The organism is Tsukamurella sputi (assembly GCF_007858445.1).
In the GTDB taxonomy this organism is placed as follows: domain Bacteria; phylum Actinomycetota; class Actinomycetes; order Mycobacteriales; family Mycobacteriaceae; genus Tsukamurella; species Tsukamurella sputi.
The window spans coordinates 224,759-246,886 of the sequence record NZ_VIGV01000002.1 but is presented as its reverse complement, the minus strand read 5'-3'; the positions used below and the strand labels follow the sequence as shown (position 1 = coordinate 246,886).

Annotated in this window: 24 protein-coding genes; 16 read left to right on the top strand and 8 right to left on the bottom strand. The window is 70.5% G+C overall.

What is annotated here, in order from left to right; translation table 11 throughout:
* Nucleotides 1–86: 86 nt before the first annotated feature.
* The gene (locus FK268_RS06415) at nt 87–1,202 is read right to left on the bottom strand and encodes a DUF7373 family lipoprotein (protein ID WP_146432368.1); all 1,116 of its coding nucleotides are present in this window, start codon (nt 1,200–1,202) and stop codon (nt 87–89) included.
* Between the two features lie 170 nt (nt 1,203–1,372).
* Between FK268_RS06415 and hisH the strand changes: the two genes are divergently transcribed.
* The 7 genes from hisH to FK268_RS06380 all read left to right on the top strand — a co-directional run bounded on the left by hisH (nt 1,373) and on the right by FK268_RS06380 (nt 5,644).
* Nucleotides 1,373–2,002, top strand: a complete 630-nt coding sequence (hisH, locus tag FK268_RS06410; protein WP_146432366.1) for an imidazole glycerol phosphate synthase subunit HisH — start codon at nt 1,373–1,375, stop codon at nt 2,000–2,002.
* Complete coding sequence (locus tag FK268_RS06405; protein ID WP_146432365.1) at nt 1,999–2,253, top strand: hypothetical protein; 255 nt, start codon at nt 1,999–2,001, stop codon at nt 2,251–2,253. The genes hisH and FK268_RS06405 overlap by 4 nt, the downstream gene beginning before the upstream one ends.
* A gap of 9 nt (nt 2,254–2,262) precedes the next feature.
* Nucleotides 2,263–3,000 carry a bifunctional 1-(5-phosphoribosyl)-5-((5-phosphoribosylamino)methylideneamino)imidazole-4-carboxamide isomerase/phosphoribosylanthranilate isomerase PriA gene (priA, locus tag FK268_RS06400; RefSeq protein WP_146432363.1) on the top strand — a complete coding sequence of 246 codons (738 nt, stop codon included), beginning with the start codon at nt 2,263–2,265 and terminating at the stop codon, nt 2,998–3,000.
* Nucleotides 2,997–3,860, top strand: coding sequence for an inositol monophosphatase family protein (locus FK268_RS06395; RefSeq protein ID WP_146432361.1), 864 nt, complete (start codon nt 2,997–2,999; stop codon nt 3,858–3,860). The genes priA and FK268_RS06395 overlap by 4 nt, the downstream gene beginning before the upstream one ends.
* A 25-nt stretch (nt 3,861–3,885) precedes the next feature.
* Nucleotides 3,886–4,662, top strand: coding sequence for an imidazole glycerol phosphate synthase subunit HisF (gene hisF, locus FK268_RS06390; RefSeq protein ID WP_146432359.1), 777 nt, complete (start codon nt 3,886–3,888; stop codon nt 4,660–4,662).
* A complete protein-coding gene (hisI, locus tag FK268_RS06385) occupies nt 4,659–5,009 on the top strand; it encodes a phosphoribosyl-AMP cyclohydrolase (protein ID WP_146432358.1) in 351 nt (116 codons plus the stop codon). The genes hisF and hisI overlap by 4 nt, the downstream gene beginning before the upstream one ends.
* 74 nt (nt 5,010–5,083) lie before the next feature.
* Nucleotides 5,084–5,644, top strand: a complete 561-nt coding sequence (locus tag FK268_RS06380) for a hypothetical protein (RefSeq protein WP_146432355.1) — start codon at nt 5,084–5,086, stop codon at nt 5,642–5,644.
* A gap of 12 nt (nt 5,645–5,656) precedes the next feature.
* Here FK268_RS06380 and FK268_RS06375 read toward each other — a convergent pair whose 3' ends face one another.
* Nucleotides 5,657–6,115 (bottom strand): peroxiredoxin, encoded by a 459-nt coding sequence (locus FK268_RS06375; RefSeq protein ID WP_146432352.1) that lies wholly within the window; start codon nt 6,113–6,115, stop codon nt 5,657–5,659.
* 37 nt (nt 6,116–6,152) lie between these two features.
* On the opposite strand from FK268_RS06375, the gene FK268_RS06370 reads away from it, so the two are divergent.
* The 3 genes from FK268_RS06370 to trpC are packed head-to-tail and all read left to right on the top strand — an operon-like array spanning nt 6,153 to nt 9,267.
* A complete protein-coding gene (locus tag FK268_RS06370) occupies nt 6,153–7,709 on the top strand; it encodes an anthranilate synthase component I (protein ID WP_146432350.1) in 1,557 nt (518 codons plus the stop codon).
* Nucleotides 7,706–8,407: a TIGR02234 family membrane protein gene (locus FK268_RS06365; protein ID WP_146432348.1), complete on the top strand. Its 702-nt coding sequence runs from the start codon at nt 7,706–7,708 to the stop codon at nt 8,405–8,407. Before FK268_RS06370 ends, FK268_RS06365 begins: the two co-directional genes overlap by 4 nt.
* Nucleotides 8,408–8,448: 41 nt before the next feature.
* On the top strand, nt 8,449–9,267 hold the full coding sequence (gene trpC, locus FK268_RS06360) for an indole-3-glycerol phosphate synthase TrpC (protein WP_231706958.1): 819 nt from the start codon (nt 8,449–8,451) through the stop codon (nt 9,265–9,267).
* On the opposite strand, the gene FK268_RS06355 is transcribed toward trpC, so the two are convergent.
* The gene (locus FK268_RS06355) at nt 9,264–10,163 is read right to left on the bottom strand and encodes an N-acetylglucosamine kinase (protein ID WP_146432344.1); all 900 of its coding nucleotides are present in this window, start codon (nt 10,161–10,163) and stop codon (nt 9,264–9,266) included. The two genes, trpC and FK268_RS06355, sit on opposite strands and share 4 nt — an antisense overlap.
* Entirely contained in the window at nt 10,160–11,587 is a 1,428-nt protein-coding gene (locus FK268_RS06350) for a sugar porter family MFS transporter (RefSeq protein WP_146432343.1), read from the bottom strand. Before FK268_RS06350 ends, FK268_RS06355 begins: the two co-directional genes overlap by 4 nt.
* A gap of 98 nt (nt 11,588–11,685) precedes the next feature.
* Here FK268_RS06350 and FK268_RS06345 point away from each other — a divergent pair, with 98 nt between their 5' ends.
* Nucleotides 11,686–12,414, top strand: a complete 729-nt coding sequence (locus tag FK268_RS06345) for a GntR family transcriptional regulator (RefSeq protein WP_146432341.1) — start codon at nt 11,686–11,688, stop codon at nt 12,412–12,414.
* Between the two features lie 79 nt (nt 12,415–12,493).
* Here the strand turns inward: FK268_RS06345 and FK268_RS06340 are convergent, their stop codons facing one another.
* The 4 genes from FK268_RS06340 to FK268_RS06325 are packed head-to-tail and all read right to left on the bottom strand — an operon-like array spanning nt 12,494 to nt 15,910.
* Nucleotides 12,494–13,501, bottom strand: coding sequence for a transporter substrate-binding domain-containing protein (locus FK268_RS06340; RefSeq protein ID WP_146432339.1), 1,008 nt, complete (start codon nt 13,499–13,501; stop codon nt 12,494–12,496).
* Nucleotides 13,498–14,289 (bottom strand): amino acid ABC transporter ATP-binding protein, encoded by a 792-nt coding sequence (locus tag FK268_RS06335; protein WP_146432337.1) that lies wholly within the window; start codon nt 14,287–14,289, stop codon nt 13,498–13,500. Before FK268_RS06335 ends, FK268_RS06340 begins: the two co-directional genes overlap by 4 nt.
* Nucleotides 14,286–15,200 carry an amino acid ABC transporter permease gene (locus FK268_RS06330; RefSeq protein ID WP_146432335.1) on the bottom strand — a complete coding sequence of 305 codons (915 nt, stop codon included), beginning with the start codon at nt 15,198–15,200 and terminating at the stop codon, nt 14,286–14,288. The genes FK268_RS06335 and FK268_RS06330 overlap by 4 nt, the downstream gene beginning before the upstream one ends.
* Nucleotides 15,197–15,910: a GNAT family N-acetyltransferase gene (locus FK268_RS06325; RefSeq protein ID WP_146432333.1), complete on the bottom strand. Its 714-nt coding sequence runs from the start codon at nt 15,908–15,910 to the stop codon at nt 15,197–15,199. The genes FK268_RS06330 and FK268_RS06325 overlap by 4 nt, the downstream gene beginning before the upstream one ends.
* Nucleotides 15,911–15,998: 88 nt before the next feature.
* Here FK268_RS06325 and trpB point away from each other — a divergent pair, with 88 nt between their 5' ends.
* From trpB to FK268_RS06300, 5 genes are all read left to right on the top strand, one after another.
* On the top strand, nt 15,999–17,348 hold the full coding sequence (trpB, locus tag FK268_RS06320) for a tryptophan synthase subunit beta (RefSeq protein WP_438695967.1): 1,350 nt from the start codon (nt 15,999–16,001) through the stop codon (nt 17,346–17,348).
* On the top strand, nt 17,345–18,124 hold the full coding sequence (gene trpA / locus FK268_RS06315; RefSeq protein ID WP_146432330.1) for a tryptophan synthase subunit alpha: 780 nt from the start codon (nt 17,345–17,347) through the stop codon (nt 18,122–18,124). Before trpB ends, trpA begins: the two co-directional genes overlap by 4 nt.
* A gap of 34 nt (nt 18,125–18,158) precedes the next feature.
* Nucleotides 18,159–19,292, top strand: coding sequence for a GGDEF domain-containing protein (locus FK268_RS06310; protein WP_146432328.1), 1,134 nt, complete (start codon nt 18,159–18,161; stop codon nt 19,290–19,292).
* The gene (locus FK268_RS06305; protein WP_146432326.1) at nt 19,289–20,416 is read left to right on the top strand and encodes a GGDEF domain-containing protein; all 1,128 of its coding nucleotides are present in this window, start codon (nt 19,289–19,291) and stop codon (nt 20,414–20,416) included. The genes FK268_RS06310 and FK268_RS06305 overlap by 4 nt, the downstream gene beginning before the upstream one ends.
* Nucleotides 20,417–20,479: 63 nt before the next feature.
* Nucleotides 20,480–22,108, top strand: coding sequence for an ABC-F family ATP-binding cassette domain-containing protein (locus tag FK268_RS06300; protein WP_146432325.1), 1,629 nt, complete (start codon nt 20,480–20,482; stop codon nt 22,106–22,108).
* Nucleotides 22,109–22,128: the final 20 nt, after the last annotated feature.

Genomic DNA, 22,128 nt, shown 5'->3' with positions numbered 1-22,128 from the left:
CGATCAGTTGAGCCGTTCAATGAGGCTAGACTTCCGGGACGGCGCCGCGGGGAGAAGTCGTGACCTACGGCGGGATATCGGCGCGGTTAGCGTGCCTCGCCGAGAATCAAGTACGCCGCCGCCGTAATCTGTTGCGCCTGATCGGTCTGTGGGGCTTCTGCCGCGGAGACGTAGCGTCCGCGGGCGACGAAGCAGTTCGTTCTGGGCGGCGCGGAGGCGTAGTCCCCAAGTCGGTACACATGGCACATAGAACCGGTGACGTGATCGACCGAAAACCCAGTGCGAAGGAGTACCCCCTTCAGCCTCACTTGGTCGGCTAGGAAGTCTCTGAGAGAAATTGCATCGGCTGTGCTGCGTGCTCGGTAGACGGTGTTGAGCCCCATACCGACGAGATCGACGCCGAGCCTATCGAACGTACTTTTCGCAGCGACAGTGTCGGACTCGTCGAGAGCCTGGACGTGTGCGCTTCGGTATCCGTACCTGACAAAGAATCCGTCCTCGCTCGGAGCCTCGCTTCGCACCGTGTACGAGACAATCCGATCACGGTCAGCGGTCAGCATCGTCGCCAGGTCGCCGTCGGGTGCGTGGTAGTCGCCTAGTCGATCGGCTTGCAGGTCGACGGCACGGCCGACGAGGTCCTGGGCGCGACTGTTCGTGCGCGCGAAGACCGTGAGGTACGCGACGGCTGAACCGACGGATGTGATCGCGACCAGCGATCGGCTCCCCGCTCCGGGGATAGTTGCGTCGGCGATCGGTACCCGGCGGTTAGGTGAGTAGCCGACTGCGCCGCCGCCGGTGGCGGTCCGCATTTCGTCCGCGAGCGTCCGCGCATGATCGGGCGTATCTGTCTGGAGGAGGTGCGTTGACATCATCTCCTTGTAATCAGCGGTCTGGCGGACCGACCTGAAGCTGTAGCGATACCCGTTTCGGCGGAGGATCGGAGCGCTGTTCGAAATCGGTGCCGCATTCTCTGCCGACATCATCGGGCCGAGATATCCGGCCGACCGAGTCAGGACCTGATCTACGTCGGTGGCCGAAATAATGCGCTCGCCTAAATAATTTGCGGCGAGGACAAGCCGCTGTTCGTCGTCGGGCGGAATCACCGAACGCGGTGCGGTGTTGTACGAGCCCGGGGCGATCGCCGGGTTTGTGGTTGATGCCGACGGAATGCCGGAAACCGCGGTCGAGCAGGCGGCTGTCATTGCGACTGCTGCAAGAGGTACCCAGGTCCGTATACATCTCCCAGCGAATCGCCGATTCATGTGTGCGATGGTGACACAAGGCACTTGCGATGCGCTTGGGGTGCGCCTGCGGATTACCCAGCGCAATACTGCGATGCGCCGGCTGATCGGGGCCGATTACGCTGGACGGCATGAAGAAGGTGGCGATCCTCGACTACGGTTCCGGCAACATCCGGTCCGCGCACCGCGCGATGGAACGAGCGGGCGCCGAGGTCACCGTGACCGCGGACGCGAAGACCGCGCTCGCCGCCGACGGCCTGCTCGTCCCCGGCGTGGGCGCCTACGAGGCGTGCATGGCTGGGCTGAAAGAGGTGCAGGGCGACCGGATCATCGGGGAGCGACTCGCCGGCGGACGCCCCGTGATGGGCATCTGCGTGGGCATGCAGATCCTGTTCGACAGGGGCATCGAGTTCGGTGTCGAGACCGAGGGCTGCGGGGAGTGGCCCGGCACCGTCGAACGGCTGCAGGCGGACGTGGTGCCGCACATGGGCTGGAACACCGTCGAGGCCGCGGAGGGCTCGAAGCTGTTCGCCGGTACCGACGCCGACACGCGGTTCTACTTCGTGCACTCGTACGCGGTGCAGAAGTGGGAGCTCGACATCGCCGACCACATCCGCGCGCCGAAGGTCACCTGGGCCGATCACGGCGGCCGCTTCGTCGCCGCCGTCGAGAACGGCCCGCTGTGGGCCACGCAGTTCCACCCGGAGAAGAGCGGTGACGCCGGCGCGGTGCTGCTGAGGAACTGGGTGGACTCGCTGTGAGCGGCGGACGCGGACTCTCGCTCGGCAGGCTCGCGCTGTTCTCGCTGGGCGCGGCGGTCGCAGTGCTGGGCGTCGCAGTGCTCCTGCTGACCGTGCTCCGCCCGAGTCCCGCGGTGAGCCTGCTCATCGTCGGACTCGGCCTCGTCGGCGCGGTCGGGGCGATGGGCTACGTGTCCAACCGCATCGTCGGGCGGGCCGTGGCCGCACCCGAGGACCGGGAGCCCGGAAAGCCGGATGACACGACGCACTAGGCTGGTCGCGTGAGTCTGGTACTTCTTCCCGCAGTCGATGTCGCCGACGGTCAGGCCGTCCGCCTGGTACAGGGGGAGGCCGGCAGTGAGACGGCCTACGGGTCGCCGCGCGACGCCGCCCTCGCCTGGCAGAACGACGGGGCGGAATGGGTCCACCTCGTCGACCTCGACGCGGCCTTCGGCAAGGGCAGCAACCGCGAACTCCTCGCCGACGTCATCGGCGAGCTGGACGTCAAGGTCGAGCTGTCCGGCGGTATCCGCGACGACGATTCGCTCGCCGCCGCACTCGCCACCGGCTGCGCCCGCGTGAACCTCGGTACCGCCGCCATCGAGAACCCGCAGTGGTGCGCCAGCGCCATCGCCCGGCACGGCGACAAGATCGCCGTCGGCCTGGACGTCAAGCAGATCGACGGTCAGTGGCGGCTGCGCGGCCGCGGCTGGGTCACCGACGGCGGTGACCTCTGGGAGGTACTCGAGCGTCTCGACAACGACGGTTGCAGCCGATACGTGGTCACCGACGTCTCCAAGGACGGCACGCTGACGGGCCCGAACCTCGAGCTGCTGTCGGCCGTCGCGGCCGCCACTCGCGCACCTGTCGTCGCGTCCGGCGGCATCTCGGCGCTCGAGGACCTGACGGCCATCGCCACCCTGGTGGACCAGGGCGTCGACTCCGCGATCATCGGCAAAGCGCTGTACGCCGGGCGGTTCACCCTTCCCGAGGCACTCGCTGCGGTGTCGGGGCGATGACCGCCCTCCCTGCGGGGTTCACAGCCGACCCGGATCGTCTACTGGCGCTCGCCGGTGCGGCTCTGGACGCCGCCGCCCCCCGCTTCGTCGAGGGTGTCGGCGCTCCCGCGTCCGTCGCGAAGGGGCCGGCCGACTTCGCCACGGATCTGGATCTCGAACTGGAACGGCGGATCACCGCGGCCGTGGCCGACGCGACAGGCGTCCCGGTGCACGGTGAGGAGTACGGCGGCCCCGCTGTCGACGAGGGAACGGTCTGGGTCCTCGACCCCATCGACGGCACGTTCAACTACTCAGCGGGCTACCCGGCCACGGGAATCCTCCTCGGCCTGTTGCACGACGGCCGCCCGGTCGCCGGTCTCGCCTGGTTCCCGCTGGTCGGCGACGCCTTCGCCGGGCACATCGCCGGCCCCGTCCGCAACCACGGAGAGGTCCTACCCGCGCTGGGCCCGGCCGGGCTCGACGACGCGATGATCGCGGTCGGGAGCTTCAGCCGCGGCAGCAACGGCCACTTCCCCGGCGACTACCGCTACGCGATCCTCGGAGAGATCTCGCGACGCGTCGCCAGGGTCCGCCAGTTCGGCTCCACCGGTGTCGACCTCGCCTACACCGCGTCGGGCGCACTGGGCGGCGCCGTCGTCTTCGGCCACCACCCCTGGGACAACGCCGCGGGCGCCGCACTCGTCCTCGCGGCGGGCGGCCGCGTCACCGACCTCGCGGGTGAGGACTGGCACGTCGGCTCCGACTCGGTACTCGCGGGCGCACCCGGTGTGCACGACGAGTTGCTGTCCATCGTCCGGTCCGTGGGCGCCCCGTCGGACTTCCGCGGCGACCCGGGACATTCCGGAACCCTGAGCTACTGAACCACTTTCGAAGGAGGCGGTACCGATGACGGTGGCCGTGCGCGTGATCCCGTGCCTGGACGTCGACGACGGCCGCGTCGTCAAGGGCGTCAACTTCCAGAACCTGCGCGATGCGGGTGACCCCGTCGAACTCGCCGCCGCGTACGACGCGCAGGGCGCCGACGAGTTGACCTTCCTCGACGTCACGGCGTCGAGCTCGGGCCGCGGCACCATGCTCGACGTGGTGCGCCGCACCGCCGAGCAGGTCTTCATCCCGCTCACCGTCGGCGGTGGCGTGCGCTCGGTCGAGGACGTGGACACGCTGCTCCGCGCCGGTGCGGACAAGGTCTCCGTGAACACCGCGGCGATCGCCCGGCCGGAACTCCTCAAGGAGCTGTCGAACCGGTTCGGCAGCCAGTGCATCGTGCTCTCCGTGGACGCCCGCACCGTCCCCGACGGGGACGAGCCGACACCGTCGGGCTGGGAGGTCACCACGCACGGCGGACGTCGGGGCACCGGCCTCGACGCCATCGAATGGGCCCGGCGCGGAGAGGAACTCGGCGTGGGGGAGATCCTCCTCAACTCCATGGACGCCGACGGCACCAAGGCCGGCTTCGACCTTCGCATGATCGGAGCCGCCCGCGCGGCCGTGGGTATCCCCGTGATCGCCTCCGGCGGTGCGGGGGCGGTCGAGCACTTCGCTCCCGCCGTCGAGGCAGGGGCCGACGCGGTGCTCGCGGCGAGCGTCTTCCACTTCGGGGACATGACGATCGGTCAGGTCAAGGACGAGATGGCCGGGCGCGGCCTGGTGGTCCGACGGTGACCGCGCTGGACCGGGCCGTCGCGGACAGGCTCAAGCGCAACGCCGACGGTCTCGTCGCCGCCATCGCTCAAGAGGAGGGCACCGGCGACGTCCTCATGATGGCGTGGATGAACGACGAGGCTCTCGCGCTGACCCTGGAGACCCGCAAGGGCACCTACTACTCGCGCTCGCGGCAGCAACTGTGGGTCAAGGGCGAGACCTCGGGGCACGTTCAGGAGGTCGTCGACGTGCGGCTGGACTGCGACGGCGACACGGTGCTGCTCACCGTCCGTCAGACGGGACCCGCGTGCCACACCGGCACCCATACGTGTTTCGACGGTGACGTCCTGCTCGGTCCGGCGGGCTGATCCTGCGCGCGTCGCCCGAACCGTGATGAGCGTTACCTAGATCTTCGCTGGAGAATGCGATATTCATGTTGATCATGACTACCGCACACCTTCTCCGGCGCCTCGCCGTCACCTCGGCGGCTGTGTCCCTCGCCGCTGTCGCCGTGGCGTCCCCCGCCTCCGCCGCACCCGCACGGCTCAGCGCCGCATCGCTCTCGTTCCCGACCTCCGCCCTCCCCGGGTGGTCGTTCACCCCGGCCGGGACCGGCGGCGTCAGCCAGGCCCGTGCGCCGTTCGGACCGTCCGGCTCCTGGGTCTCCCAGGTCAGCATCGGCGATTTCGGGCGGTCCGGCCTTGACGTCAAGGTGCTCGCGAAGGCCTTCGCCGAGAAGCTCGCGACCGGGAGCGGGTACGAGGGCTACAACGCCCGCCTCGAGGGCCTGCAGGTCACCGATGCGACCGTATCGGGCATCCGCGCCGGTCGTGCGACCGCGGATGTGGTGCTCCGGAACGCACCCACCCGCGGGGAGCGGCTACGGGTCACCGTCGTCGACACCGTCCCGGAGACCTACTTCATCTCGCAGGTGCCGATCGAGGCACCGGACCGCCAGGCGCAGGCCGCCGCGGCCGAGGGCGGGCTGGTCGCCACTCGGTGACCCGGCGCGGGGCTACGCGCTGAGCGTGCGCAGGAAGGCCAGCGTCTCCTCCACGTGCGCGACGGCGCGCAGCTCGCCTACCACGATGTGCAGCACGGTCCCGTCGGAGTCGATGAGGAAGGTCTGCCGCCGCACCGGCGCCACCGCGAACTTCCCGCGCTTGACGTCGTACTCGGCGGCGACGGCACCGTCGGCGTCGGTGAGCAGAGGGAAGCCGGGCTCCATGACGTCGGCGAAGGCCTGCGTCCGGATCAGTGGGTCCATGCTGATCCCGATGCGGGCGGTGCCGCGACGGTCGAACTCCTCGCCCGCGTCCCGGAACCGGCCGACCTCGGCGACGCACACGGGAAGGCCCGCGGTGAGGTAGAAGAAGACCGCCGCACGGCCGTCGCCGCGGAGCTCGGCGAGCGTGCGGACGGTGCCGGTGCGGTCGGGGAGTGCGAACTCGGGGGCCTGCTGGCCGATGCGCATGTCCGTGAACCTACCGGCAGGGCGATAATGGAGCGCGATGACTACCGCACACCAGACGAACCTGCAGCCCGACGGTGCGACGACCAGCCTGGGCGAGTTCCTCGCGCTCGCGGAGCGGCACCGTGTGGTGCCCGTGATCCGCACGGTGCTCGCCGACGCCGAGACGCCGCTCTCCGCGTACCGCAAGCTCGCCGGTGGCCGGCCCGGCACCTTCCTGCTCGAATCCGCCGCCGCGGGGCAGTCCTGGAGTCGATGGTCCTTCGTCGGGGCCCCGGCGCCGTCCGCGCTCACGGTCGTCGACGGTGCGGCCACCTGGATCGGTAAGGCGCCCGCCGGCGCACCGTCGGGCGGCGATCCGTTCGAGGCCCTCGGTGAGGTGCTCCGACTGCTCAGCTCGGAGCGGATCGAGGGGCTGCCGCCGCTCAACGGCGGCATGGTGGGCTACCTGGCGTACGACGCCGTCCGTCGGCTCGAGCGACTGCCGGACACCACCGTCGACGACCTGCACCTGCCCGAGATGGTGTGGCTGCTGGCCACCGATCTCGCCGCGATCGACCACCACGAGGGCACCATCACCCTCATCGCGAACGCCGTCAACTGGGACGGCTCCGCCGACCGGGTCGACGAGGCCTACGCCGACGCGGTGCGCAGGCTCGACGCCATGGAGGCCGCTCTCGCTGCGCCGCTCGCGTCCTCGGTGGCCTCGTTCACGCGGCCCGAGCCGGAGGTGACGGCGCAGCGCACCGTCGAGGAGTACAGCGCGATCGTCGAGAAGCTGGTCGGCGACATCGAGGCGGGCGAGGCCTTCCAGGTGGTGCCGTCGCAGCGTTTCGCGGTGCCGAGCGACGCCGACCCGATCGACGTCTACCGGGTGCTCCGAGCCTCGAACCCCAGCCCGTACATGTACCTCGTCCAGGTCCCCGCCCCGGACGGCTCGCTCGCCTTCTCCATCGTCGGGTCGAGTCCCGAGGCGCTGGTCACGGTGACCGACGGCGTCGCCACCACGCACCCGATCGCGGGCACGCGCTGGCGCGGGGCGACCGCGGAGGAGGACCTGCTCCTCGAGAAGGACCTGCAGGCCGACGAGAAGGAGAACAGCGAGCACCTCATGCTCGTCGACCTCGGCCGCAACGACCTCGGCAGGGTCTGCTCGCCGGGCACCGTCCGGGTCACCGACTACCGGCGCATCGAGCGGTACAGCCACGTGATGCACCTGGTGTCGACGGTGTCCGGCGACCTCGCACCCGGGAAGCAGGCGCTGGACGCCGTGGCCGCGTGCTTCCCCGCGGGCACCCTCACCGGTGCGCCCAAGGTGCGCGCGATGGAACTCATCGACGAGGCGGAGCTCACCCGCCGCGGCCTGTACGGAGGCATCGTCGGCTACCTCGACTTCGCCGGGGACGCCGATACCGCGATCGCCATCCGCACCGCGGTCCTCAAAGGCGGAACCGCGTACGTCCAGGCGGGCGGCGGCGTCGTGGCCGACTCCGTGGGGGAGTACGAGTACAACGAGTCGCGCAACAAGGCGCTGGCGGCGCTCAAGGCCGTCGCGGCCGCCAACACGCTGCGCGGCGTGGCGGGGGAGGAGCGATGAAAGCGAAGCGGAACCTCGGCATCGTCGCGCTCCTGCTCGCGGCCGCCGCCGGAGCGGTCTGGGGTTCGGGGCGCATGTCGTGGATGGGCGTGACGATCGCCGACGGCCTCTCGCCCGAACGGTCGATGGACGTGGCGGGGCACACGTGGGCGCCGGCCCTGTCGGCCCTGTGGCTGGTCTTCCTCGCGGCGATCGCCGCGAGCCTGGCTCTGAAGAACTGGGCGCGGGCCGTCGTCGCGATCGTCGTCGCCGTCGCCGCGATCGGCGCGGCTTACCCCGCTGTGTCGGTGTTGACGCAGGAGCCGGACGTCGGTTACCTGGAGAAGATCCTGCGCGACGCACCGTCGAACGGGGATCCGGGCACGATGGTCATGGGCAACAAGGACTACATCTCCCAGGTCGATCCCGCCGCGGCGGGGCCGTCGGTGGCGATCCTCGGTGCCGCGCTGGCGGTGGCCGCGGCGGCCCTCCTGATGCGCGGCCTGCGGGGCGGCGGTATGGGCTCGAAGTACGTCTCGCCCGCGGCGCGGCGCGCGGAGCTCGAGAAGCGGGTCTTCGACGGCGCCGACGCGGAGCCCGCGTCGGAACGCGACCTGTGGGACGCGCTCGACGGGGGAGACGACCCGACGGCGGCGGACGGCGCCCGCGCGCAGTCGGAGCAGGGGGCCGGACAGGAGCGTCCGAGGCCGGAGAGCTAATGTCTAACCACGCCGCACGACCCCACGAAAGGCCCGCAGCCGTGACTTCACCCACTGCTCTCGACTCGATCATCGAGGGTGTGCGCGCGGACCTGGCGGCCCGTGAGGCCCTCCTCGACCTGGCCGCCGTGAAGGCCGCGGCGAAGGCCGCGCCGCCCGCGATCGACGCCACCGCTGCCCTCCGTGAGCCCGGCATCGCCGTCATCGCCGAGGTCAAGCGCGCCAGCCCGTCGAAGGGCGATCTGGCCGGTATCGCGGATCCCGCCGAACTCGCCGCCGAGTACGAGGCCGGGGGAGCCCGCGCGATCAGTGTCCTCACCGAGCAGCGCCGGTTCAAGGGCTCGCTGGCGGATCTGGACGCGGTCCGCGACCGCGTGCGGATCCCCGTGCTCCGCAAGGACTTCATCGTCACGCCGTACCAGATCCACGAGGCCCGTGCGCACGGTGCCGACATCGTGCTGCTCATCGTCGCGGCACTGGAGCAGCCGGTGCTCGTCTCGCTGCTCGACCGCATCGAATCCCTGGGGATGACCGCGCTCGTCGAGGTCCACACGGAGGACGAGGCGGACCGCGCGCTCGAGGCCGGAGCCACGGTGATCGGCGTGAACGCGCGCAACCTGAAGACCCTCGAGGTGGACCGCGACTCCTTCGCGCGGATCGCGCCCGGCCTGCCCTCCTCGGTGATCAAGATCGCCGAGTCGGGAGTCCGGGACAGCCACGACCTGCTGACCTACGCAGGCCAGGGAGCCGACGGGGTGCTCGTGGGCGAGGGGCTCGTCACGGCCGGGGACCCGCGCACCGCGGTCTCCGACCTGGTGACGGCCGGCTCGCACCCGAGCTGCCCTCGTCCCGCGCGCTAACCCCTCGCGTTCCGGCGCTCGAGCTCGCGCAGGGCGATCTCGACGGCGCCGCGCACCGGGTCGACGGTGAGGACCCGCAGGTCCGAGATGCCGCGCATCCCCAGGTGGTGGCGTACGCGCCGCTGCAGTGCGGGCTGATGCACGGCGAGGCCGCCCGCGAGGACGACCGGCCCCTCCGAGCCGATCCGCTCCGCCACCGAGATCGCGATGTCCGTCAGCGCGATCGCCGCCTGATCCACGATGTCGGTGCTCACCGGATCGCCCGACTGGGCCAGTTCGAAGACCACCCGCGCGCGGCCGGCCCAGTAGCGCCGCTCCTGCTGCGCGTAGAAGTGGTCGAGCAGCTCGTCGGTGTCCTGCAGACCGCAGTCCGCGGCGAGCTGTTGACCGAGGTGGTCGGCGGGCTCCTCGCGATCCAGGCGGATCAGGGTGCGGCGCACCGCCTCCTTGGCCACCCAGTATCCGCTGCCCTCGTCGCCGAGCAGGTACCCCCACCCGCCCGCGCGAGCGTGCTTGTCGCCGGCCCGGCCCCAGGCCACGGCGCCGGTGCCGGAAATGACGGCGATGCCGTCGCGCACCCCCGCCGCGGCGAGGATGAGCTGGCTGTCGTGCACCACGCGGATACGGGCACCCGGGATCCGGTCCGCGAGCAGCCGGGTGAGCGTGGCCGCCCCCGCGGGCGTCTCCACTCCGGCGGCGCCGGCACACACCGCGCCGACGTCCTCGACGCCGAGCCGCGCGAGCGCGATGTCGAGCTGGCGACCGGCCTCGGCCTGGCCCACCGACGCGATGTTCGCGCTGCCCGCCAGGGCCTCGGCCACGACCACGCCGTTCTCGGCGCGGACCGCCTGCGTCTTCGAGCCCCCGATGTCGAGGCCGATCACCGCCGCACTCATCGGGCGCTCGCCCCGGCCTTGTCGGTGTCGGCGGGCCAGGTGCCATTGTTCTGCCAGTAGTACTGGATGTCCTCGAGCTTGCGGCCCTTGGTCTCCGGCGCGAACTTGAGCACGAAGAGGAAGGCGACCACGGACAGGGCGCCGAAGACGGCGAAGGTCCCCGTGCCGCCGAGCAGCCGGCTGTTGAGCATGGTGAGGGTGAGCTGGGCGACGATCGCGTTCGCGACGAGGTCGGAGGTGAGCATCGCCGACGATCCGTAGGCGCGGAGCCGGGCGGGGAAGGCCTCACCGGCGTAGACCCAGACCAGCGAGCCGAAGCCGAAGGAGAAGCCGATCACGACGAGGACCAGGCCCGCGAAGCCGACGACGCCCGCGGTCTCGTGGTTCTTGAAGTCCCCGTCGGCCATCTGGTACGCGAGGATCATCACGGCGAAGGCGAGGATCATGGTGCCGATGCCGCCGAGCAGGATGGGGCGCCGGCCGAACTTGTCGACGGTGAAGATCGAGATGATCACCGCGAGCAGGCCGAAGAGCTGGACGAACGCGGGCAGCATGTACTTGCCGAAGTTCCCGTCGTAGCCCATCGAGGCGAAGATGTCCGGGCTGTAGTAGATGATCGCGTTGATGCCGGTGATCTGGATGAAGAAGCCGAGCACGACCACGAAGAAGGTGGCACGCAGGTAGGGCTTGCGGAAGAGCTGGCTCAGCTTGCCGCCGGCCTCGTCGGAGAGCTGGGCGCGCATCTCGTCCAGCTCGGCCTCGATGTCGGCCGCGGTCGAATCCGGTTCGACGGAGATGAGCGCGGCGCGGGCCTCGTCCTCGCGTCCGCGGGTCATGTACCACCGGGCCGTGTCCGGCAGACGGACCAGCAACAGGGTCACGATGATCGCGGGGACCGCGGCGAGGCCGAGCATCCACTTCCACGAGGTGGTGCCCAGGCCGGCGAGCAGGTAGCCCAGGATGTAGCCGAGGATGATGCCCACGATCGTGGCGAACTGGTACGCCACGAGCATCGCGCCGCGGCGTTTCGCCGGCGCGGACTCGGCGACGAAGACCGGGACGACCACGACCGAGACGCCGACCGTGAGCCCGAGCAGGAACCGCGCGACCAACAGGAGTGGGACAGCGGGGGCCAGGGCGCCGAACAGCGCGAAGGCGCTGTAGCCCAGGGCGACCGAGATCATCGCCTTCCGGCGACCGACCTTGTTGGCGAACCACCCGCCGACGATGGCGCCGAGGATCTCTCCGACGACGACGACCGTGGCGAGCGCCTGCGTCATCGTGTCGCCGAGGCCGAAATCGGCCCGGATGAAGTCCTTCGCCGCGGCGATGTTCGACGTGTCGTACCCGTAGATGACGCCGAGGCTCGCCGCCGCGATCCCGACGAGCACCGCGCTCGACGCCGCACCCTGCCTACCGCTCATGTTCTCTCCTTGAGGTCGGCTTCAATTGGTCTACACCACTTGAAGTAGGCTAAGAGTGGCATATACCACTTTCGTCGTCAAGGGGTAACGTGGAACACATGACGCTTCCTCGCTCGTCGCACACCGAGCCGCCGCGGTACTTCCGGGCCAAGCTCGAACTGCAGCGCCGCATCGGCGACCTCGGACACGGCGACACCCTGCCCGCGGAACGGCGGCTCGCGGAGCAGTTGGGCGTGTCGCGCACCACGCTGCGCAAGGCGCTGGCGGAACTGTCCGCCGAGGGCGTGCTGCGCCGCGAGCACGGCAGCGGCACCTACGTCGCGCCGCCGAAGGTCGTGCGGGTCCGGCAGCTCACCTCTCTCAGCGAGGACTTCGGCGTCGACGGGAAGGCGGTCCGGTCACGGCTGTTGTCGTGCGACCACGTGGCCGCGGACGCGGAGACGCAGTCCGCCCTCGAACTGCCCCGTGGTTCCCGGGTGTACCGCGTGACGCGGCTGCGCATCGTCGACGACGAGCCGCTGGCCATCGAGGAGGCGCATCTGCGCGGCCCGCTGCGCGGCCTCGCCGCGCGCCTGGAGGAGCAGGCCTCGCTGTACCACGTGCTGCGCGAACAGTACGCACGCGCGATCACCGCCGTCGAGGACACCGTCGAGACGGCGCTCGCCTCCCCGGACGAGGCCGAACTACTCGGGGTGACGGCCGGTCACCCGTTGCTCATGGTGCACCGCCTGGGGCGCGACGCGGACGGCGTGGCGCTCGAATGGACACGGAGCGTCTACCGGGGCGACAGGTTCAAGTTCGTCGCCCGCGCGACCACATCGGGGTGACCGGCCGTCCGGGCAGAGGTCGGGGGCCGCGCACCCAGTCGGTGCGCGGCCCTCGCCGTGTGTCACTCGACGACGCGAGTCACTTGTCGGTGATGGGCAATCCCGGCGGATTGATCTCCGAGGCGGGCACGGCCTCGGCCTCCAGGCCCCAGCGCTGCAGCACCTTCGCGTAGTCCCCGCTGCGGATCGTCGAGGCCAGTGCCGCCTGCACGGCGCGGATGATGCCGCTGTCCTTCCGGGTGGTCGCGCCGATCAGGCCCTGCAGCGTGGAGCCGGCCCCCGACACCCGGCCGACGATCTTGGTCGCGCTCGGGGTGCCCTTGGTCTGCGCGACGTGGAACGCCGAGACCGGGTTCGGGCCGAAGTAGGCGTCGATCTGGCCGGACGCGAGCGCGGCGTAGACACCGGTGTTGTCCTGGTAGTTCTTGATCGAGATGCCCGGCTTTCCCGCGGCGCGCAGGTCCGCGTCGTAGCGCTGCAGGATCCGCTCCTGGTTGGTGCCGGATCCCACCGCGACGGTCTTCCCGGAGAAGGAGTCACCACTCGTGAAGACGAAGGTGGACGAGTCCTGGACCTCGACGGCGAGATCGTCCTTGCGATAGGTGGCGAAGTCGTACTTCTGCTTGCGCGCCTCGGTGACGGTGATGTTCGAGACGCCCAGGTCGAACTGACCGCTGTCGATGCCGAGGAACATGCCCTCCCATGAGGTGTTGGACTCCTCGAGCTTGAGCCCCAGTGCGCCGGCGATGAGGTGGGCGATGTCCGACTCGTCGCCGATGAAGACGCGCTCGTCATCCGTGGCCGGGAAGTAGAACGGAGCGTTGCCTGCGGCCGACCCGTGCACCACGCGGATCGTGCCGCGGTCGCGGATCGCCTGGGGGAGCAGCGCGGCCGCGGCTTCGTCCTTCGCCGGGACGATGCGGTCCTGCTTGCTGGTGAGATTGAGGTGCTGGCCGGCAGCACCGGTGACACTCGCGGTGGTCGATTCCGTGGTCGCTCCGCCGCAGCCCGCGAGCACCGAGCCCGCGAGGGCGAGTGCCGCGACGAGCGCGGGGAGTCGGCGTCGGGTGATCGATCGGGTGGTCATGCGGTCTCCTTGGCGGTCCAGTGGGCGAGGAAGGTGCGGGTGCGGTCGGTGGCGGGGCGGTCGAGCACCGCCGACGGGGACCCGACCGCGACCACGCGGCCGCGGTCGAGGAAGACGATCCGGTCGGAGATGCGGCGCGCGAAGGCGAGCTCGTGGGTGACCACGACGAGGGTGCGGCCCTCGGCGGCGAGCTCCGCGATCACGGCGTTCACCTCACCGACGAGCTCTGGATCGAGGGCCGAGGTCGGCTCGTCGAACAGGATCAGGTCCGGGTCGAGCGCGAGGGTCCGCGCGATCGCGACGCGCTGCTGCTGGCCACCGGAGAGCTGTCCGGGGTAGTGCCCGGCGTGCGCGCCGAGGCCGACCCGGTCCAACAACTCGCGTGCGCGGTCGTCCGCATCGGAGCGGTTCCGTCCGAGCGTCAGGCGCTGCGGGCGCGCGACGTTCTCCGCGGCCGTCAGATGGGGGAAGAGGTTGAACTGCTGGAAGACGAAGCCGATGCGCGCGCGTTGGCGACGCAACTCGCGTTCGCGCAGGGCGACGAGGTGATCGCCGCGCCGGCGCACGCCGATCAGCTCGCCGTCGACGCGGACGACGCCCGAGCTGGGTTCCTCCAGGTGGTTGAGCAGCCGGAGGAGCGTCGACTTCCCGGAGCCGGACGGCCCGATGATCGAGACCACCTCGCCGGGCGCGACGGTCAGGTCGACCCCGCGCAGCACCTCGTCGTGCCCGAAGCGTTTGGTCAGGCCGATGGCCTCCAGGCGCGGACGGGGATCGATGACGGTCATGCGAGGTTCTCCTTCGTCCGGCTCTTCGAGGCCCCGTAGCCGCGCGCGAGGCGCTTCTCGAGGTGGTGCTGGCCGATCGACAGCAACGTGGTCAGTAGCGCGTACCAGGCGACGGCCACCAGCAGCAGGGGGATGATCCGGCCGTTGCGGCCGTAGATCACCTGGACCTGGTAGAACAGGTCGGGCAGCGCCAGGATGAAGACGGCCGTCGTGCCCTTGAGCAGGCCGATGACCTCGTTCGCGGCGGGTGGGACGATCGTCCGCAGCGCCTGCGGGAGCGTGATCCGCAGCAGGTGCGCGGCGGGCGGGATGCCGAGGGCGCGGGCCGCGTCGTGCTGGCCGTCGGCGACGCCGAGGATCCCCGCACGCACGATCTCGGAGCCGTACGCGGCCTGGTGCAGGACGATGCCGATGACGGCCGCGGTGTACGGCGAGAGCAGGTCCTTGGTCGGCGCGTCGACGAACGTGGGCCCGAACGGGATACCGAGTCCGATCGTCGGGTACAGGGCGCCGAGGTAGCCCCAGAACAGGATCTGCACGATGAGCGGGATCGACCGGAACAACCAGATGAAGCCGAAGCTGAACGCCGCGAGGACGCGGTTGCCCGACAGCCGCGCCAGCGCCAGCAGACCGCCGAGCAGGAAGCCGAGAACGGCTCCGATCGCGGTGAGCTGCACCGTGAACCAGAGGGCCTCCAGAATCGTCGGGCTGAACAGGTAGGCGCCGAACGTGGGCCAGTCGAAGCGCGGGTTGGTCACGGCGGAGACGGCCAATTGCGCGAACAGGACGACGGCGACCGCGACGGCGAGCCAGCGACCCCATTGCACGCGGTGTCGTACGGGCAGCGCGGCGAGTTCGGCCAGTTCGGCGTCGGTGGTGCTCGGTTGCGGTCGGGTGAGGGCGAGGGTCATGACGCTCCGGAGGGATCGGGGGCGGGCGGATGGACGAGGAGCAGGGGGATCGCGGTACGGAGCTCGAAGCCGAGCCCCTCGTAGAGCGCGCGGGCGCCGGTGTTCTCGGCGGACGTGTGCAGGAACGGGACGTCGCCCCGCTGCCGGATGTGGTGGCCGACGGCGCGGACGAGACGGGTGGCCAGGCCCCTGCCACGATGCCCGGGGTCCGTGCAGACCGCGCTGATCTCGGTCCACCCCGGCGGCCGCAGGCGCTCCCCGGCGAGGGCGATCAGCCTGCCGCGGTCATCGCGCAGGCCGAGGTAGAGCCCCAGTTCGACGGTGCGCCGCTCGAACGGGCCGGGCTGCGTGCGCCCGATGAGGTCCAGGATCTCGTCGGCGTCGCCGGGGCCGAGCACCTCGGCCTCGTCGTCCGGCGCCGTGGCGAGGGCGGCACCGTCGTACTGGACCAGGGGGACCCGGTCGACGATCCGCCACCCGGGCGGCAGCGGCTCGGGCACGCCCCGCAGGGAGATCGGGGTGTCCGGAACGGCGAGGCGCGCCAGCGCGGCGTAATCCGCAGCGCTCGGCGCCGGCGGATGCCCGACGAACCGCGCGACGTCCGGCCGGTAGCGGACGACGGCCCCGTCGCCGAGGCGGAACCGGGCGTGAGCGCCGTACAGGGACGTCCGGACGGGATCGTCGAGGGCATGGCCCAGGGTGGTGGTCATGCCCGGAAACACTCGTCGCGGAGACGGATTCGCGGAATGTTTGGCGTCGCTGTGATTCCACTTTGACGAAGTAGGGATAATCGTTCCTGTGAGCCTCCCTGAAGCCAGTACCGGACTGTCCGAACGATCGGCCTTCGAGCCGGACGGGACCGGTCATTGGGGTGCGTGGGGCGGCCGGCACGTGCCCGAGGCACTGATGGCGGTGATCGAGGAGGTCACGGCCGAGTTCGAGAAGGTCCGCTCCGACCGGACCTTCCTCGAGGAATTGGACCGCCTGCAGCGCCAGTACACAGGGCGGCCGTCGCCGCTCTACCCCTGTGTGCGCCTGAACGAGCACGCCGGCGGCGCCAAGATCTACCTCAAGCGCGAGGATCTCAACCACACCGGCAGCCACAAGATCAACAACGTCCTCGGCCAGGTGCTGCTCGCCAAGCGCATGGGCAAGCCGCGGGTGATCGCCGAGACCGGCGCCGGCCAGCACGGCGTCGCGACCGCCACCGCCTGCGCCCTGCTCGGCATCGAGTGCGTCATCTACATGGGCAAGGTCGACACCGATCGCCAGGCCCTGAACGTCGCGCGGATGCGGCTGCTCGGTGCCGAGGTGATCGCGGTCGCGTCCGGCTCGGCTTCGCTCAAGGACGCGATCAACGAGGCCCTGCGCGACTGGGTCAGCCACGCCGACACCACGTACTACTGCTTCGGCACCGCCGCGGGGCCGCATCCGTTCCCCCTGATGGTCCGCGATCTGCAGCGCATCGTCGGCATGGAGGCGCGCGAGCAGATCCTCGACGCCGAGGGTCGGCTGCCGGATGCCGTCGTCGCCTGCGTGGGCGGAGGTTCGAACGCGATCGGGATCTTCCATCCCTTCATCGCCGACGAGGGCGTGCGCCTCGTCGGGTGCGAGGCCGCGGGCGACGGAGTCGAGACCGGCCGCCACGCCGCGACCTTCACCGGCGGCAGCCCGGGCGCCTTCCAGGGCGCCTACTCGTACCTGCTGCAGGACGAGGACGGCCAGACGATCGAATCGCACTCGATCTCGGCGGGCCTCGACTACCCCGGTGTCGGCCCGGAACACGCGCAGCTCAAGGAGACCGGTCGCGCCGAGTACGTCCCGATCACCGACACGCAGGCGATGGACGCCTTCGCGCTGCTGTGCCGCACCGAAGGCATCATCCCCGCCATCGAGTCCGCCCACGCGGTCGCCGGTGCGCTCGATCTGGGCCGTGAGCTCGGTCCCGACGCGGTGATCGTCGTGAACCTCTCCGGCCGCGGCGACAAGGACGTCGACTCCGCCGGTAAGTGGTTCGGCCTGCTCGACGAGCAGGGCGACGTCGTCGGCCAGAAGGTGGTCGGGGCGGATCTGAACACGGAACTGCGGAACGCCGAGCTGCGGGACGCGGCTCAGGGCAACGAAGCGTTCGAGGGGGAGAACAAGTGAGCGCACTGGCACCGGTCTTCGAGCAGTGCCGGGCGGAGAACCGCGCCGCGCTGGTGACGTACCTGCCCTGCGGGTACCCGTCGAAGCAGGGCGGCATCGACACCGTCGTGGCGATGGTGGAGTCCGGCGCCGACATCGTCGAGCTGGGGGTGGCCTACAGCGACCCCGTGATGGACGGCCCCGTCATCCAGCGCGCCGCGGACGACGCGCTGCGCGGCGGGATCCGCGTGCGTGACATCTTCTCGTACGCGGAGGCCGTCGCCGCCGCGGGCGGCGCCCCGGTCGTCATGGCGTACTGGAACCCCGTGCTCAAGTACGGCGTCGAGGCCTTCGCGCGGGATCTCGCGGCAGCGGGCGGCAAGGGGCTCATCACGCCGAACCTGATCCCGGAGGAGGCCGGCGACTGGATCGGGGCCGCCGACCGCCACGGTCTGGACAAGATCTTCCTCGCGGCGCCCTCGTCGACCCCGGAGCGGCTCGCGATGACGGCGAAGGCGTCGTCGGGCTTCCTCTACGCGGCGTCGACGATGGGCGTCACCGGTGCCCGCGACGCCGTCGACAATGTCGCGCCGGAACTGGTGGCGCGGATCCGCGAGGTCTCCGACATCCCCGTCGGCGTGGGGCTCGGCGTCCGTTCGCGCGCTCAGGCCGCGGAGATCGCGGCCTACGCCGATGCGGTCATCGTCGGGTCGGCGCTGGTGAGCGCCGCGGGTGAGTCGCTCGACGCGGTGCGCGCCCTGACCTCCGAGCTCGCCGCCGGTGTTCGCGGAGCCTGAGCCGGGGTCGCCGAGGGGACGCGGTCCGAAGCCCGTGTCGTGGCGTCGGCTGGCCCGCCGCGCCCGCCGGGAACTCTTCGACGTCCGGGGCTGGCGCACGGCGGGCCAGGAGGAGTACGCGTACGCGACCGAGTCGATCCGCTATCTCCACGGCACCCGCGCGCTGCAGGTCGCTGTCGCGCTGCTCGCCATGATGATGCTCCCGCTGTCGGTGGTCATGCAGTTCAACCCCGTGGGCCCGCAGGGCGTCCCGGCACGGGCCATCCATTTCGGTGCGGCCCTCGTGGGCTTCCTGCTCGGACTGCGGTGGTTGGTCGGACGCTGGCCCACCGCGCGCCAGGCCACGTGGTTCCTCATCGCCTCGGACGCGCTCATCGGCATCGGCGTCTCGATGCTCTCGGACCCGGTGGCGAGGATCTGCGGCGCCATCCATCTCGCGATGCTGGGCCTGTTCGCGGCGTTCTTCCTGGGATGGCGGATCCTGGTGCTGCACTGCGTCTACGCACTGGCGCTGATCGCGGGGTTGACGGGCTACGCGATCCTGGCCGAGGGGCGCACCCCGATGGATCTGTACATCTACACCACGCCGGCCATCACCACCGTCGTGGGACTGCCGGTGGTGATCCAGGTGGTCGTCGAGACCGGCAGGCACGGTATGACCCGGGTGACGCGCGAGTGGTACAACGACAGCCTGACCGGCGTCTACAACCGCCGCGGCATCGAGTTCGCGGTACGCCGTATCACCGCGCGCACGACCCCGGACGCGGTGCTCGTGGTCGGCATGCTCGACCTGGACGCCTTCAAGCAGTACAACGACTCCCGCGGCCACGCCGCCGGCGACGAGCTGCTCGTGGACGTCGCCGCCGCGCTCGATGCGATCGAGCGCCTCATCGTCGGCCGCACCGGCGGCGACGAGTTCGCGGTCTTCGCCGTCCGCGGCGGGTCCGACGACGCGATGCGCACCGTCGACGAGATCCGTGGCCTCGTACGTGCGCGGGGAACCTCGGGCGCTGGGATCCCGGCGAGCGTGGGCATCGTCCTCGCGCCCGGGAGCGAGCGCGACAGGTTCGAGGCGCTCGCGCGGGACGCGGACGCCGCGCTGTACGACGCGAAGCGTTCGCCGGTGGACGCCGTGATCGTCCGGGACCTGACGGTGGGCGCCGCATGACGCCGAAACGCTTTCTCCGCGCGGTGCTGCGCCGGCTGGGGGACCGCGAGGGTTGGCGGACCGCGGGCATCGCCGAATACGCGAGCGCGCAGTCCTGGTTGCGTGTGCAGGGCGGCGGGCTGGCCCTGCGGTTGGCGGTGGGCGGCCTCGCGCTGATGATGGTGCCCCTGTGCGTCGGTGTGCTGTTCTCCTCCGCCCGACCGGAGACCACCGGCGCGATGATCGTCTTCCTGATCTCTTCGAGCGGTAGTGCCGTGCTCGGCGTGTGGTGGCTCCGGCTGCGCCAACCCAGGTCCCGTGACGCGATCCTCTTCGTCGCGGTCGCCGACGTCTGCCTGTTCGCGGGTTGTCTCGCACAGTCGGGACTGGCCCGGATCAGCGGCACGACGTATCTGGGCATGCTCGCGATGCTCACCGCGTTCCTGCTGGGCTGGAGGATCCTGCTCCTGCACTGCCTGTTGTCGGTGGCGGCGGTGCTCGCCACGACCATCACCACGATGATCGTCGACGGTTACACCGTGGGAGAGCTCTACGCGACCCTCGCGCCCGCGCTGGCCATGGTCTTCGCGCTGCCCATGATGGTGCAGTTCGTGGTCGAGTTCGGCCGCCGTGGCATCAGTGCGATCGTCACCGGTCTCAACCGGGACGAGCTCACGGGGCTGTACAACCGCATCGGCTTCCAGACAGGTGTCCGCACACTCGCCTCGCGGGGGCGCAGTGGCGGCGTCGTGGCCGTGGTGGACCTCGACGGCTTCAAGCAGTACAACGACACCCATGGCCACCTGGCGGGTGACCAGCGGCTCGTGGAGGTGGGGCGGATGCTCCGGCTCGGTCTGCCGTCGACCCTCGTCGCCCGCATGGGTGGTGACGAATTCCTCGTCGCCGCGCTGCGCAGTACGCGCGAGGAGTCGGATCTCGTGATCGACCGGTTGCGCAACCTCGTCTCGGAGTCCCGACCGGGGCCGACGATCGGCGGCAGCGCGGGCGTCGTGGTCACCGATCACCTGGTCGGCGCCGAGTTGTCCCGCATCGTCTCCGAGGCGGACAACGCGCTCTACGAGGCCAAGGCGGATCGGTCTCGGCGCATCGTCGTTCACGAACGTCATGACGATGCGCCGCGGTGACCGGCGTCACCCGCGGGAAACTGTGGTGAGAACCGGTCGCCCGGGGCGGTAAGCTGGACCGTTGTGATCACCGCGACCGACCTCGAAGTGCGCGCCGGCGTCCGCACCCTGCTGACCGCGCCGGGCGACCAGTTGCGCGTGCAGGCGGGCGACCGGATCGGCCTCGTCGGCCGCAACGGCGCAGGCAAGACCACCACCATGCGGATCCTCGCCGGTGAGGGCGAGCCCTACGCGGGCAAGATCATCTCCAGCGGCGACGTGGGCTACCTGCCTCAGGATCCCCGCGAGGGAGACCTGAACGTGCTCGCCAAGGACCGGGTGCTCTCCGCCCGCGGCCTGGACCAGATCGTCGCGCAGATGGCCAAGCAGCAGGTCCGGATGGCGGAGCTGGTGGGCGACGAGCTCGACACCGCGGTGCGCAAGTACGGCAACCTCGAGGAGCGCTTCTCCTCGCTGGGCGGCTACGCGGCGGAGTCCGAGGCCGCGCGGATCTGCAACAGCCTGGCCCTGCCGGACCGGGTGCTGGAGCAGCCGCTGCGCACCCTCTCGGGCGGCCAGCGGCGCCGTGTCGAGCTGGCCCGCATCCTGTTCGCGGCGTCCGACGGCTCGGGCGGCAAGTCCGACACCACGCTGCTGCTCGACGAGCCGACGAACCACCTCGACGCCGACTCCATCGGCTGGCTGCGGACCTTCCTGCAGAACCACGACGGTGGGCTCATCGTGATCAGCCACGACGTGGACCTGCTCAACGACGTGGTGAACCGCGTCTGGTTCCTCGACGCGGTGCGCGGTGAGGCCGATGTCTACAACATGGGCTGGAAGAAGTACATCGACGCCCGTGCGACCGACGAGCAACGTCGCCGCCGCGAGCGCGCCAACGCCGAGAAGAAGGCGGGCGCGCTGCGGGTGCAGGCCGCGAAGATGGGCGCCAAGGCGACCAAGGCCGTCGCTGCGCAGAACATGCTGCGCCGCGCCGAGCGGATGATGAGCGAGCTGGACGACGTGCGCGTCGAGGACAAGACCGCGCGGATCAAGTTCCCCGCGCCGGCTCCCTGCAGCAAGACCCCGCTCATGGTCAAGAACCTCACCAAGACCTACGGCTCGCTGGAGATCTTCACCGGCGTCGACTTCGCCATCGACAAGGGCTCGCGCGTCGTGGTCCTCGGTCTCAACGGTGCGGGTAAGACCACGCTGCTCAAGCTGCTCGCGGGTGTCGAGACGCCGGACACGGGCGGCCTGGAGCCGGGGCGCGGCCTGAAGATCGGCTACTTCGCGCAGGAGCACGACACCCTCGATGACGACGCCTCGGTGTGGGACAACATCCGGCACGCCTCGCCGGACGCGGGGGAGCAGGACCTGCGTGGCCTGCTGGGCGCGTTCATGTTCACCGGCCCGCAACTGGAGCAGCCCGCGGGCACGCTGTCCGGCGGTGAGAAGACCCGTCTGGCGCTGGCCGGGCTCGTCTCGTCGGCCGCGAACGTGCTGCTCCTCGACGAGCCGACCAACAACCTGGACCCCGTCAGCCGCGAACAGGTTCTCGAGGCGCTGCGGTCGTACGAGGGCGCCGTCGTGCTGGTCACGCACGATCCGGGCGCCGCGGAAGCCCTGAACCCGGAGCGCGTGATCCTGCTGCCGGATGGCACCGAGGATCACTGGAACGCCGAGTACCAGGAACTGATCGAGCTCGCCTGACGGCCGCGCCCGTCTGATCG